The 13,225-nt window shown below is 69.5% G+C and carries 14 protein-coding genes; 4 read left to right on the top strand and 10 right to left on the bottom strand.

Annotation, left to right across the window (positions count from 1 at the left end):
- Together FFS20_RS16660 and FFS20_RS16655 are read right to left on the bottom strand one after the other, a co-directional pair.
- The coding region (locus FFS20_RS16660) for a histidine kinase (RefSeq protein WP_137826911.1) at positions 1-1,136 on the bottom strand (1,136 nt) is incomplete at its 3' end.
- A gap of 86 nt (positions 1,137-1,222) precedes the next feature.
- A complete protein-coding gene (locus tag FFS20_RS16655) occupies positions 1,223-1,633 on the bottom strand; it encodes a hypothetical protein (protein ID WP_137826910.1) in 411 nt (136 codons plus the stop codon).
- A gap of 98 nt (positions 1,634-1,731) precedes the next feature.
- Here FFS20_RS16655 and FFS20_RS16650 point away from each other — a divergent pair, with 98 nt between their 5' ends.
- Complete coding sequence (locus FFS20_RS16650; RefSeq protein WP_137826909.1) at positions 1,732-2,448, top strand: hypothetical protein; 717 nt, start codon at positions 1,732-1,734, stop codon at positions 2,446-2,448.
- A gap of 38 nt (positions 2,449-2,486) precedes the next feature.
- On the opposite strand, the gene FFS20_RS16645 is transcribed toward FFS20_RS16650, so the two are convergent.
- The 4 genes from FFS20_RS16645 to FFS20_RS16625 form a co-directional block, all read right to left on the bottom strand.
- Positions 2,487-3,413 carry an anti-sigma factor gene (locus tag FFS20_RS16645; protein WP_137826908.1) on the bottom strand — a complete coding sequence of 309 codons (927 nt, stop codon included), beginning with the start codon at positions 3,411-3,413 and terminating at the stop codon, positions 2,487-2,489.
- Positions 3,410-4,027, bottom strand: a complete 618-nt coding sequence (locus tag FFS20_RS16640) for a sigma-70 family RNA polymerase sigma factor (protein ID WP_137826907.1) — start codon at positions 4,025-4,027, stop codon at positions 3,410-3,412. The genes FFS20_RS16645 and FFS20_RS16640 overlap by 4 nt, the downstream gene beginning before the upstream one ends.
- 199 nt (positions 4,028-4,226) lie before the next feature.
- A complete protein-coding gene (locus FFS20_RS16635) occupies positions 4,227-4,895 on the bottom strand; it encodes a fasciclin domain-containing protein (protein WP_137826906.1) in 669 nt (222 codons plus the stop codon).
- Between the two features lie 422 nt (positions 4,896-5,317).
- Positions 5,318-7,132, bottom strand: a complete 1,815-nt coding sequence (locus tag FFS20_RS16625; RefSeq protein ID WP_283202139.1) for a molybdopterin-dependent oxidoreductase — start codon at positions 7,130-7,132, stop codon at positions 5,318-5,320.
- A 94-nt stretch (positions 7,133-7,226) separates the two neighbouring features.
- Here FFS20_RS16625 and FFS20_RS16620 point away from each other — a divergent pair, with 94 nt between their 5' ends.
- The gene (locus FFS20_RS16620) at positions 7,227-7,730 is read left to right on the top strand and encodes an OsmC family protein (protein ID WP_137826905.1); all 504 of its coding nucleotides are present in this window, start codon (positions 7,227-7,229) and stop codon (positions 7,728-7,730) included.
- Between the two features lie 72 nt (positions 7,731-7,802).
- Here FFS20_RS16620 and FFS20_RS16615 read toward each other — a convergent pair whose 3' ends face one another.
- Positions 7,803-8,666, bottom strand: coding sequence for an alpha/beta hydrolase (locus tag FFS20_RS16615; RefSeq protein ID WP_137826904.1), 864 nt, complete (start codon positions 8,664-8,666; stop codon positions 7,803-7,805).
- A gap of 181 nt (positions 8,667-8,847) precedes the next feature.
- Here FFS20_RS16615 and FFS20_RS16610 point away from each other — a divergent pair, with 181 nt between their 5' ends.
- Entirely contained in the window at positions 8,848-9,537 is a 690-nt protein-coding gene (locus FFS20_RS16610; RefSeq protein WP_137826903.1) for a TRIC cation channel family protein, read from the top strand.
- Between the two features lie 82 nt (positions 9,538-9,619).
- Here FFS20_RS16610 and FFS20_RS16605 read toward each other — a convergent pair whose 3' ends face one another.
- The gene (locus FFS20_RS16605) at positions 9,620-10,312 is read right to left on the bottom strand and encodes a GPP34 family phosphoprotein (protein ID WP_137826902.1); all 693 of its coding nucleotides are present in this window, start codon (positions 10,310-10,312) and stop codon (positions 9,620-9,622) included.
- Positions 10,313-10,552: 240 nt separating this feature from the next.
- Here FFS20_RS16605 and FFS20_RS16600 point away from each other — a divergent pair, with 240 nt between their 5' ends.
- Positions 10,553-11,404 (top strand): polyphosphate kinase 2 family protein, encoded by an 852-nt coding sequence (locus FFS20_RS16600; protein ID WP_137826901.1) that lies wholly within the window; start codon positions 10,553-10,555, stop codon positions 11,402-11,404.
- A 680-nt stretch (positions 11,405-12,084) separates the two neighbouring features.
- Here FFS20_RS16600 and FFS20_RS16595 read toward each other — a convergent pair.
- Entirely contained in the window at positions 12,085-12,507 is a 423-nt protein-coding gene (locus FFS20_RS16595) for an OsmC family protein (protein ID WP_137826900.1), read from the bottom strand.
- A gap of 162 nt (positions 12,508-12,669) precedes the next feature.
- Positions 12,670-13,225: cysteine hydrolase family protein (locus tag FFS20_RS16590; protein WP_137826899.1), on the bottom strand; the 556-nt coding region annotated here is incomplete at its 5' end.

The raw sequence follows: 13,225 nt of genomic DNA, 5'->3' as shown, positions 1-13,225 counted from the left end.
CCCCCGGGTGACTGTCCCGCCCCGGGCGACTGCCCGGCGCGCTCGCCGGCCGGGGAGGAGTCGCTGACCTCGACCTCGAGGTCGCTCGCGCCGTAGCGGAAGCGCACCACCACCTCGGCGCCGGGGCCCGCGTAGCGCTTGGAGTTCGTCAGGGATTCCTGGATCACCCGGTAGACCGAGAGCTCGGTGATGGCGGTGAGCGGATGCGGTGTCCCGTAGGTCGCGATGTCGAGGTGCTGTCCGCTGCGGCGGGCGTCGGCATAGAGGTCGGGGAGGTCGGCGAGTCCGGGGGTGCCGCTCGTCCGGTTCGCCGCAGCGGTCGCGGAGCTCGTGTCGCGCAGGGTGTAGACGAGGGTGCGGAGCTCGTCGACGGTCTCCCTCGTCGAGGTCTCGATGGTCTGCAGTGACTCCCGGGCACGGTCGGGGTTCTTCTCCAGGCTGCGCCGGGCGGCTGCGGCGTGGATGCCGACCCCGGCGATGTGATGGGCGACGCCGTCGTGGAGTTCGCGGGCGATGCGGACGCGTTCGAGGTCGAGCGCCTGGTCGGCGAGCTGCTGTTCCTGCCGACGCACCTCGTCATTGGCGGCGCGGAGTTCGCCGACGAGGCGCCGCTGATGCCAGGCGCGGTCGCCGAAGACCCATGCCCCACCGAAGAAGAGGAGGTTGATGAGGAACGTGATGCCGGAGTTCGCCGCGTACTGCAGGACGGTGAGCTCACCGAGGCCGGAGAGCTGGACGACGGCAGCGCCGATGATCGAGGCGAAGATCGCGATGCAGAGCAGGAGGCGCGACATGAACGCGGCCTGACGGTTGCTCTGCCAGGCCCCGATCGAGTAGACGGCGAGGAAGAGGGTGATCTGCGAAACGCCGGGTTCCATCATCCCCAGGAACTGGGCGGCGATGTAGAGGGCGGAGACCACCCAGGCGACGAGGCTCGGATGCGTGCGTCGGAAGACCAGGGGCAGGGGCACGATGAGAGAGGCCAGGCACGAGGCCCACAGCGGAACCTTGAACGGCCAGAAACCGCCGGCGTTGTAGAGAGCGGCGAAGACGGCCGAGCCGATGCCGAGCGCGGCCACGAGGTACCAGTCACGGACTCGCGGTCGCCTCTCCTCGGCGGTGATCGGCTCTGCCATTCCTCCAGCTTAGACAGAAGGAGGTCGCCGGCGGCATCCCTCCGAGAGCTGATTCGCCTCCACCGCACGGGGGAGAGCCGCAGTGGTCACTCCCGTGAGTCGCGGCGAGAGACGACGAGCCATACGGCCCCGGCGAGCGGTGGGAGGAAGAACGCAATGCGCACTGCCGGCGGGATCTCGAGCTGGGTGACGTTGTAGGCGGCGACAGCGAACCCGAGGGTCGTCAGCGCGGCGGCCGACCACCAGCCGAAGCGCGACCGCTCGAGAGGGCGCACGGCGAGGAAGGCGAGTGCGACGAGCAGTCCGGTGCCGGCGATCGCGAAGAGGTAGGTCAGCGTCAGCGACGACGCCTCCTCGAGACTGACCCCCGATGAGGTGGGGTACTGGTAGGCGCTGAGCAGTGCGGGACGGATCTGTCCGGCCGAGATGATCGTCGCAGCGATCGCCGCTGCACTGACGAATCCACCGATGAGCGCGACGGTGCGGGTCCGAGTCATGATGCCCTCCGAAGTCAGGAGTTCTGATTGAGACATTATGTATCAATCGCGTGATGCTAGATTAAAGAGACACTATGTCTCATGTCAAGGAGGATCGCATGCCCCGCGCTCACCGATCGGTCGAGGAGACTCGCACACTGGTCGCCGAGGCGGTGGTCGACTACGTCGCCCATCACGGCATCGCGGTCTGGCCTGAGATTCCGATGGAGCGCATCCTCGAATCCGCCGGCGTCTCCCGCGCCTCCGCCTATCGCATCTGGCCGGGCAGATCGGCCTTCGGAACGTTCGCGCTCGAGCAGTGCCTCGCAGGTCATGCGATGGCGACCCTTGATGAGCAGCGGGCGCTCGCTCTTGCTCAAGAGGTGCTCGGTGAAGCACCCACGGGGAGCGCGTCACGAGTCGAGAGCGCCGCGCGCTTCATCGCGCGCGCCGCAGAGGAAGAGCTCGACCTGCTGCTGAGCTCGGACCGGTGGCGAGCCTTCGTCCGGTTCCAGGCAGTGGCACTCGACGCGCCGACGCCCGAGATCCAGGAGCTGCTCGACCGCATCGACAGCGAGGATGCGGCCCGGCTCCAAGCGGTCTATGCGTCGGTGGCCGAGGTGTGGGGTCTCGCGCCGGCCATCGCCGGTGGGACCTCAGCGATCGCCGAGGCGGCTCTGCTGCTCGCGCGCAGCGTCGTGGCGAGGATCGTCGCCGGCCGCGGCGAGGAACGGCTGCGGTCGACGTATGCGACCGCTTTGGCGGCGCTGGTCCGCGGCTCCTTCCGCGAACTCCCACAGGGCACGGTCGACCTCGAACGCCTCAGGGCGCGCTGAAGCACGACGTCGTCCGCGGGCGATCGCGGCCTCAGCCCTCAGAGCTCGACGGCGACGACGGGATCGGTCGTCGGCTGCGGGGAGCCGCCCTCGGGTTCGACGGTGATGCCGAAGAGATTGCCGGCGGCGAAGTCGCTGCCGTCGATGTTCTCGGCGTCGCCGACCATGAGGCCCACGCTCTTCGGCCCGTCGTCGCCGATCACCCACATCTGCAGGGATGTGCCCTCGGCCGGGGTGACATCGCGCGACGTCACATGGATGAGCTGTTCGGTCTCGGAGGACACGACCGTGACCGAACCGCCCGCGGCGAGATCGGCCGTCGTCGTCCTCAGGTCCGGGGCGTCCATGAGTCGCGCCGTCTCATCGAGTCGTTGTTGCGTCTCCGCGAGCGTCGCCTCGAGTTCGTTCTGCCGCTGCTGCATCTGCCAGGCGCTGATGCCGAATCCGCAGACGACGATGAGTGCCGCGGCTGCGGCTGCCCAGGGAAGCCAGTTCCGCTTCCGCCGTCGTGCCGCGAGGTCGATGGGCTCGTCGGCACCGGACGCCGCTTCGTCGGTCTGAGCGCTGCGGGAGGAATCGGATTCAGCGGCCGCGGTGCGGTCGCCCACCTCGGTGGCCCCGGTGTCAGCGGGACGGTCGCCCGCCTCGGCGAGGATGTGTCCGTCACGGGGCGCGGCATCGGTTCCGGCTGCGTCGCTATCGGGACGCGCCGCGGCCGCGGTGTCCGACGTCGCACTCTCCTGGGCGAGGTGGTCGGGCAGGGAGAGGATCGCGTTCTTCGTCTCCTCGCTCACGGCTGCCGGAGCGTCGGAGGCGGCCATGAAGGCGGCGGTCTCACCGTAGGCGGCGACCTCGGCCTGGAACTCGGGGTCGGTGTCGGCCAGCGCCTGCGCCTCGACGAGCTCATCGTCGCTCAGTCCGCCCAGCGCCAAGCCGGCGGCCAGGTAGTCACGATCGGCGTTCATCGGCTCGCCTCCAATTCTTCGCGCATCTTCCTCATGCCGTCTCGGATTCTCGATTTGATCGTGCCTAACGGGACCTTGAGCGTCTCGGAGATCTGCGCATGGGTCATTCCCTGATAGAAGGCCATGACGATCGGTCTCGCCTGATCGTCGGGCAGGAGCTTGAGGGCGGCGATGGTGCGGTCGGACTCCGCCCTGTCGATGACGGTCTGCTCGACCTGCTCGCCGACCTCGGCTGCGGACCTCAGTCCGTCGGCGAGGTCCCGGTCACGGGACGACTGGACGCTGCGGACGCAGTCGATGCCGCGCCGCCGTGCCATCGTCACGAGCCATGCCCGCCCGCTGCCCCGCTGCGGATCGAAGCTTCCGGCCCTCGCCCACACTTCGGCGAAGCACTCCTGGAGCACCTCCTCGGCGAGCGATCGGCTCATCACGATCCGCACGATCACCGCCATGAGGATGGTCGACTGGGTGGCGAAGAGCTCTTCGAAGGCGCGACGGTCACCGGCGGCCACCTGGATGAGCAGCTGCCCACAGGGGTCCGTCTGCGCGTTCGCCTCACCGTCTGCCCGCATCGTCCGACCGGGCGGCGATGCCCCGGGATCATGGGAAGTCATGAGAACATCATGTCATCCTCGCCGAGGTGGTGCTCACCTCAGGTCGGGTTGTGCGGGGACGACGTCGACCGTCCGGGTGGGGCGGGGGCTTCGAGGGGAGTGCCGGGTTCGCGTGCGGCCGAAAACGGGTGCTGCCAGGAACCGGCCCGAGACCACTCGAGCCAGGCCCCTGGCAGCACACCGCGTCAGCGGTCCCCGATCACTTCGGGGGCATGAGGACGCTGTCGACCATGTAGACGGTCGCGTTCGCGGTCTTCACGCCGCCGCACACGAGCTTCGCGTCGCCGAACGTGAGGTCGTCGCCGCTGCCTTCGATCTTCACGGTCGAGCCCTCGACGGTCTTCTGCTCACCGGCGACCTCATCCGGTGAGAGCTGGCCGGGGATGACGTGGTACGTGAGCACCTTCGTCAGCTCATCGGCGTTGCCCGCCACCGCGTCGAGGTCCTCCTTCGGGATCTTCTCGAAGGCCTCGTTCGTCGGTGCGATCACCGTGAATTCGTCACCGTTGAGAGTGTCGACGAGGTTGACATCGGGGTTGAGCTCACCTGAGACGGCCTGCGTGAGGGTCGAGAGCATCGGGTTGTTCGAGGCGGCCGTGGCCACCGGGTCCTGGGCCATGCCCTCGACCGAGCCGGCACCGTCGGGGTTCTGCTCGGCGTAGGCCGCACAGCCGGGTCCGACGAGCTCTTCACCGGCCATGGCCGACGAATCCGATGCCGGAGCGGAGCTCTCGGAGGATTCGCTCGACTGAGTCTCCGAGCCGCCCGACTCCGAGCCGCTGCCGGAGCTTCCGCAGCCGGACAGAGCGAGGATGCCGATCGCGCCGGCCGAGAGGAGGGTGGCAGTGCGAGTGCGCAGTGTTTTCATCGTTCTACTCCTTGTTTCTCCGTTTTCACGGTCGTGCTCTGGTCGACACAGCGTGGTGTGTCCTGCTGTGTTACTGGGGGTTCGCAGCGACCGCGATTCCGGATGGGTGATCGGGCAGGTTTTTCTCGTTGTCTTCCGGTCCTTCGTCGCCGGACCCCGTCCCCCGGAGGCAGAGAACACCGAGGTGACGGGGCAGGTGTGAAGCGGGATGCGGCGTGTGCGGGACAGGCAGTGGAGCGTGGCCGGGGTCGTGGGCGCGGGGATCCGGGCTCTGGGCACCGGGCTCACGGCTCCGGGCACGGGGCTCGCGGCTCCGGGCACGAGGCTCGCGGCTCCGGGCACGAGGCTCGCGGCTCCGGGCACGAGGCTCGCGGCTCCGGGCACCGGGACCCAACGGTCAGGCGAACCCGGGCACGGTCGGCTCACTCGACGGTGAACTGGATGCGGTGGTGACCGGTCGCGGAGTTCGGGATGGCTTCGCGGCGCTCGGCGGTCTGGACGGTGCCGTCCTTGTCGACGGCACGCACCGTGACGCTGTGGAGGCCCGACCGGACGTCGTCGAACTCGGCCCGCCACTGCCGCCACGTGTCGACGGTCGCCTCGGCACCGAGCTCGGCCTCCGTCCAGTCGCCGTTGTCGAGGCGCACCTCGACGCGGTCGATGCCGCGGGTCTGCGCCCACGCGCTGCCGCCGACGGTGATGGTGCCGGCGGGGAGCTTCGCGAGGGGACGGGGCACATCGATGCGGGAGGCGACGAGGATCGGCGCCTTCGCGTCCCAGCCGCGCTGCGTCCAGTAGGCCTCCTTCTCGTCGAATCGGGTGACTTCGAGTTCGGTCACCCACTTCGTCGCCGACACGAAGCCGTAGAGACCGGCGACGACGAGCCGGGCCGGGAAGCCGTGCACGGGGGTGAGCGGCTCACCGTTCATCCCGACGGCGAGCAGAGCGTCCCGGTCATCGAGCATCGCCTCGAGCGGCGTCGATGCGGTGAAGCCGTCGTGGGAGTGGGAGAGCACCATGTCGGCGTCCGGGCTCGGCCCCGCACGGCGCAGCAGCTCGCGGATGGGGTAGCCCAACCACGTCGCATTGCCGACGAGATCCCCGCCGACCGGGTTCGACACGCACGTCAGCGTCGTGTGCTGCTCCTGCAGGGGCAGCGCAAGGAGCTCGTCCATCGTGATCGTCACCTCCTGGTCGACCATCCCGCGGATCGTCAGCGACCAGTCCTGCGGGTCGATCGTCGGTGGGGCGAGGACGGTGTCGATGCGGTAGAAGTCCTTCTGTGCGGTGACGAACGGCCGGATGCCCGCGACGTCGAGGCTCGCTCCTGCTGGGATCGGTCCCGCCGTCCGTGCGGGGCGGGGGAGGACGAGGTTCGCCGCCGAGGCGGCCGCCTCCCTGGTCAGGGCGACGAGCGATTGGCCCGTCGCCACCCCGACAGCGCCGATGGCCGCCGCGATCCCGGTGAGAGCGAGGAAGCGCCGCCGTGAGCCGGCCCGCTGAGTGCGTTCGGCGGGGGAGTCCCGGGTGAGCAGCGGGGTGCGGGCGACCGGTCGAACCGCCTCGGCGTCAGCACGGTCGCTGGGGTCATCGGCAGGGGTCGCTCCGGCAGCAGCGCCGTCCGGGCCGGTCACGGAGGCGCCGTCCGGGCCGGTCGCCGACGCTCCGTCCCGGCCGGTCGCGGACGCTCCGTCCGGGTCGGTCGCCGACGCTCCGTCCCGGCCGGTCGCGGACGCGCCCCCGGAGGGGGCCAGCGGCCAGCGCCCCGGCCGGGTTGCCGGCACCTGCACGGCGGCCCGTGCCGCCGCGGCTTGTGCGGCCCAGCGCAGGCCGACCCAGAGCACCGCGACCCCGGCGACGAGCCCGACGAGGGTGGGCACGAGGTCGATGAGCGTCGACCCCGTCCGGGTGAGGACGGCCCCGGCGGGCACGAGGCCGGCGACGATGAAGGCGGCCAGCCCTACCCGTGGCCGGCTCCCGCCGAGCCAGCCGATGAGCGCGCCGAGGATGAGGGCGCCGAGCGCGACCGTGGCGACGAGGACGATCTTGTCGTTGGCGCCGAAGAGCGCGATGACGGGTTTGATGACGCTCGTCGGGGTGAGCGGGATGATCGCCTGGCCAAGGACGAGCAGCGGCGCTGAGGTCGGACCGATGAGCCGCGCGACGAGGTCGGCGAGGCCGAAGAGGAGGAGCGTCGCGGCGACGCCGACGAGGATGGGGCGCAGACGAAGTCTCATGTGGGGGATTCGGAGCCGACGCGTCCGTGGATGCTGTGTGCTCATTTCACGGAACGTTCAGCCGGGCGTCGCCCTGCTGTCGTAGCATGGATTGATGACTGAGAACCCCGGATACGCCGAGCCGCAGGCGCGCCCCGCCGACTCGGACGACGAACCCAAAGGCCCCAACGCACCGATCTACACCGCTCGGGTGGAGAACCTCGGCGGCACGTCGGGAGAAGTGCGCGTCGAAGACGGTCCGACTCTCGCCACAGCCCCGACCTCGCACACGGAGCTCGGCAGCAACCCGGAGCAGTTCCTTGCGATGGCATGGAGCACCTGCCTCGGCGAGACCCTCAAGGTCGTTCTCGCCGTCAACGAGATCGACGCCCTGTCACGGGTGCGCTGCGAGGTCGACCTCCACAAGGAGAAGTCCGGCGGCTTCTACTTCGTGCCCCGCGCCTTCATCTCCGTCGAGGGCGTCTCCGACGCGGATGCGGAGAAGTACGCCGCCCGCGCCCACGCCCGCTGCCCCATCTCGAAGCTCCTCAAGGGGATGGGCACCCCGGTCGTCGAGATCGAGGACTACAAGAACCCCGACAACTTCCAGCTCAGCTGAGGACGTACAGCCGGGCCGAATGAGCGCAGCGACCGTGCGCCTCCGCGATGAGCGGGGGCGCACGGTCGTGTGCTACCGGGCGCGCACCTCGGCGACGATGCCGGCGATGGCGTCGGCCGCCTCGGTGGGACGGATGAGCCACCGCAGATGTGAGGAGTCCAGCGTGATCACCCGGTAGGGATTGTCCGGGGTGAGCGCATCGCCCTCCCGGATGAGGCGGTCCTGCATCGGCAGGGGAATCGACCGATCCTCGCCGAGGCGGATGAACGTCCGCGGAATCGTGCCCCACGTGCCCGCTTGGGCGCGGTCGTCCGGCCCGCCGGCATCGAGGTTCTCATCGGGCTGGAACGTGCTGACGAAGGTGAGGAACTCATCAGCCGTGGCGTCGGCGCTGAAGAGGGCCTTGAGCGAGGCGAGCTGTTCGCCGGTGGCACCGCGGAAGTTGCAGCGCAGGGCACCGAGCTGCCCCGGATCGCCGACGAGGAGGGACGCGAGGACGCCGGCATCGACGTCGGCCATCTCCGGTTCGGCGTTGTAGGCGGCGGCCTCGAGGTCGACCGGGGCCCACGCCGAGGTGTAGACGAGGTGGTCGAGCAGCTCGGGGTGCGCGTTGCCCAGGGCGGTCAGGGCGATTCCGCCTCGGCTGTGGGCGAGGGCGATGACGGGCCCGGTGGCGCGGAGGCGGCCGATCGCCTCGGCGAGGTGGGCGACGTTGTCGGCCAGGCTCACCCCGGCCATTGCACTCGGGGCGGTGGTCAGCGCCTCGAGATCCTGCGGGGACTGATACCCGTCGGGGATGACGGCGGAGAAGCCATGGCCCGGCAGGTCGAGTGCGGCCGAGCGGACCCCCCGCGCGGCGAGTTCGGCCTGGAGAGGGGCGAACGTCAGCGAGTTCGCGAACGCTCCGTGGATGAGGACCACAGTGGGTTCGGACATGGTCACACCCTAGCGGCACCCGGTCTCGTCTGAGGGGGACGTGGTCTGACTCCGGTCCGGCGGGGTCTCATGCGGGCCGAGTGCGTCGGTGGCGGAATGCGGAGCGCTCTGCCCGCATTACAGTGGGGGCGACAGTGCTCGAGAGTCCAGAGCACGTGATTGAGAGCGCAGAGGAGAGGTCATGTCATTCACGGAGACCGTGCTGCTCGCGCTCGACCTCCTCGGCACGTTCGTCTTCGCGATCTCCGGGGTGCTGCTCGCGGCACGCCGCGGCTACGACATCACCGGAGGCCTCGTCCTCGGTCTGCTCGCGGGAATCGGCGGCGGCATGATCCGCGACATCCTCCTCGACCGCGTGCCCAATGCGCTCGCCCACCCGATCTACCTCGCCCCGCCGCTGCTCGCGACCCTGCTCATCTACCTCATCGGGCAGCGCACGCTGCGCGCCCGGATCTGGATCATCGTCTTCGACGCCCTCGGCATGGGGCTCTTCAGCCTCACCGGCACGGCGATCGCGCTCGAGGCCGGCGCCCAGGCACCCGTCGCGCTCCTCATGGGCGCGCTGACCGCATGCGGCGGCGGACTCCTGCGCGATGTCGTGGCGAACGAGGATCCCGCGATCTTCCGCGGCACCGACCTCTACCTCATTCCCGCCCTCTTCGGTTCGGGGCTGACGATCCTCGCTGATCGGTTCGGTCTCCTCGGCGGCGTCACCTCGGTGCTCATCGCGGCCGCCGCCTTCGGGTTCAGGATGCTCGCGTGGAGACTGCAGTGGCGGGTGCCGCAGCCGATGCGGCAGTGGTCGCTGCGCGCGAAGGACGGGCAGTCGCGGCGCAAGCGCCTGCCGGCGGTGTTCCGTCGCCCCGACTGAGCTCCCGATGGCGGATGAGGGGCGGAGCCGGTTGCCTGCGCTGTCGCTGGTCCGGTCGTCCGGGACCCGGTCGCTGATGCCGTCAGAGGATCGGCGCCGAGGAGGCCGAGGACGTCATGGCGAGCACCGCCCTGGCGATCTCGTCGATGATCTCCTGGGACTCCGGTGTCGCATCCGCGGCGCTCACCTGTCCGCGTTCGATCTCCTTGAGCCGGGCGGCCACCTCGGCGTTCCACGGCATCCGCGGCTGGAGCTGGACGTAGACCTGGGCCGCGGAGATGAGCGCGATGATCGCAGCGGTGCGCGCATCCGGACGCCGACCGTCGTCGAGGACGGCGGTGACACGGTTGCGGAGGGCCGCCTCGGCGCGCACATCGAGCGTCGGCCACCGGGTCGTCGGGAGCACGCCGAGGACCTTCTTCGTCTCGCGGAGGATGATGCCCTTCGCCGCCAAGCGATCGAGCACGGGCTGGCGGACGTCGAGGTCGAGGCCGGAGACGAGACCGTACGCGGAGTGCTCGCGCGTGCCCATCGCCCGCAGCGCCTCGGCAAGGATCGGATCGATCTGCGGGTCGGGGGTCGCGCGCTTCGCATGGATGAGGGTGCCGCCGACCCGGCGATGGGAATGGACCTCGAGGCGGCCGGTGAGCGCGAGCTCGGCGAGGACAGCGCCGGGCAGGACGCAGTGGAGGACCTTCGAGCCGGCGATCGCGCTGCCGTCGTCGGCCAGGAGCAGGAGCATGAGCTCTTCGACGATGAGCAGTTCGTCTTCCATGGGGCGCCCCTCCCGCTGCGGTGATTCCAGGGTAGGGGATGAGATGGGGTCTCGCCCAGGGTTCGTCGGGTCACCGGGTTCGGGGAGCGTCAGGTGATGGCGTCCGGCACGGGCGGGTCACGGGGGGTTGGTCTCGCGGGTCACTGGGGGTTGGACTGGCGGGTCACTGGGTCCGTGACTCCTGGGTCACGGTGTTCACGGATTGTGGACGGCCGGTTTCCCACCTGCGAAGATGAACGCATGAGCAGCCATTGGACCGAAGATCCCCAGCCCCTTCTGCGCGTGGACGAGGGCTTCCGCCTCGCCGATGTCGATCCGGAGGCGACCCCCGGCTATGAGGGCGATAAGAAGGCCGGTCAGAAGGAGCTCGCAGCGACCGCGACGCAGCTCGATGACCTGCAGGAACGCCTGTTCGCGGCCCACCACGATGCGGAGACGGGCCCCGCCGTTCTCCTCGTGCTCCAGGCGATGGACACGGCGGGCAAGGGCGGGATCGTCCGTCACGTCGTCGGGTCCGTCGACCCGCAGGGCGTCGAACTCGCGGCGTTCAAGAAGCCCACCGACGAGGAGCTCGAGCACGACTTCCTCTGGCGCATCCGTCCGCATGTGCCGGGACCGGGGATGATCGGCGTCTTCGACCGCTCGCACTATGAGGACGTGCTCATCGGCAAGGTCCGCGAGCTCGCCGATGCCGAGGAGATCGAGCGCCGCTACCAGGCGATCAACGACTTCGAGGCCGAACTCGCGGCGGCGGGCGTCATCGTCATCAAGGTCATGCTCCACATCTCACCCGACGAGCAGCGCGACCGACTCCTCGAGCGTCTCGACCGGCCCGACAAGTACTGGAAGTACAACACCGGCGACGTCGACGAACGACTTCTCTGGCCCGAGTACATGCAGGCCTACCAGGATGTCTTCGACCGCACCTCGACCGAGGTCGCGCCCTGGCACGTCGTTCCCGCGAACCGCAAGTGGTACGCCCGCCTGGCTGTGCAGCGCCTCATCCTCGATGCCCTCGAGCGCATCAACCCGCAGTGGCCGCCGGCCGACTTCGACATCGAGGTCGAGAAGAAGCGCCTCCTCGCGAGCTGAGACGGGTGTGCGCCTCCGCCGGCGGGTTCAGTGTGCCGCGCGCAGGGGCAGTCAGTCCCGTCCGCGCCAGGTCCAGGGCGGCCGACCACCTGTTGCGCTGAGTCCATCGTTGCTGGCCAGCTTCTGCGCCACTTCCAGTGCGGCCGACTACCTTCTGCGCCAGGTTCAGGGTGGTTTCGGCGCCCAGATCGCCATGGGAGCGGCGCACAATCGCTGTGGGCATGGCGCAGATTCACGGGTGGTCCCAGTGCTCAGCCGCGTTGGCGCACACGCCACTTTCTGCGCCACTTCCAGGGCGGTCGACCACCTTCTGCGCCGGGTTCATGGTGGTTTCGGCGCCCAGATCACCATGGCGGCGGCGCACAATCGCCGTGGGCATGGCGCAGATTCACGGACGGTCCGAGTGCGCAGCCGCATTGGCGCACACGCCACTTTCTGCGCCAGGTCCAGGGCGGCCGACCACCTGTTGCGCTGAGTCCATCGTGGCTGGCCAGCTTCTGCGCCACTTCCAGGGCGGCCAACTACCTTCTGCGCCGGGTTCAGGGTGGTTTCGGCGCCGAGATCGCCATGGGGGCGGCGCACAATCGCTGTGGGCATGGCGCAGATTCGCGGACGGTCCGAGTGCTCAGCCGTCGTGGCGCGGATTCCGGCACGCCGCTGACTCTGTGTCCCCGCGCAGGTCAGTCGCGGCGGACGCTGTAGGTCACGGGAGTCGCGTGCTCGACCGTGCGCGAGACCGTGCAGTACTTGTCGTGGGAGAGCCCGACGAGCTTCTCGATCTGCGCATCCGCACGGCGACCCGCCTCATCGTCGGGGAACGCGAGGTCGAAGTCGAGGTGGACGTTCTCGAGCCGGTTGGCGCCGTCCTCGACGATCTTGTCGGCGCTCGCCCGGACGTCGAAGCGCTCAGCGTCGGTGTGGCGGCTCGTCACGGTGTCGACGTCGATCGACGAGCATCCGGCCACGGCCGCCAGCAGCAGTTCGACGGGGGTCATGAGCCCCTCACCGCGACCGAATTCGATGCTCGCGCCGTTGGGAGCAGTGGCGCGGTAGTGGTTGGGGGCGATGCGGGTCAGTTCGATGCTGCGCTTGTCTTCGCTCATGGTCCCATGATGGCAGAGGCAGAGTCAGAGACAGAGGCAGTCGACGGTCCACTCCCTCGCCGGCTGTCGGTCATGCGGGGACGCGCGGTCAGGCGGAGCCGCCCGGTCATGCGGGGTCGCCCAGTCAGGCGGAGCCGCCCGGTCAGGCGGGGCGGCGCCTTGTCACCGGGTGCCGAAGTCGATCTCGGCGGATTCCTTCACCGAGGCGGTGCGACCGGGGCCTGACTCGAATCCCCAGTAGAGATTCGTGTGGGAGACGACCTGCTCGGGTTCCGGCGCGCCCCACTCCGTGAGATCCTCCGTGGTGTGTGCATCGGAGACGAGGGTGACGTCGTAGCCGCGCGCGAATCCACCGTGGATCGTCGAGCGCACGCACGCATCCGACTGTGCGCCGGTGACGACGAGGTGGCCGATGTCGCGGCTGGCCAGGACGTCCTCGAAGTCAGTCTCCTCGAACGTGTTGCCGTGGGTCTTCTCGACGATCGCCTCACCGTCGGCGGGAGCGAGCGCGTCGACGATCTGCCACTGCGGGGAGTTCAGCGGAAGCTCGCCGGAGCTGTGCCGGACCCACACCACCTCGGTGCCGGCGTCGCGGGCCCGGTCGACGAGGCCGGAGATCGTGTCGATCACCTCGGCGGATCTCCAGGCTTCGGCCATGACGCCGTTCTGCACGTCGATGACGACGAGAGCGGAGTCCGGGCGGTCCGCGGGGCGGGCG

It is taken from the genome of Brevibacterium sp. 2SA (assembly GCF_005502845.1).
Classification (GTDB): Bacteria; Actinomycetota; Actinomycetes; order Actinomycetales; family Brevibacteriaceae; genus Brevibacterium.
This window is presented reverse-complemented; position numbering and strand designations above follow the sequence as displayed.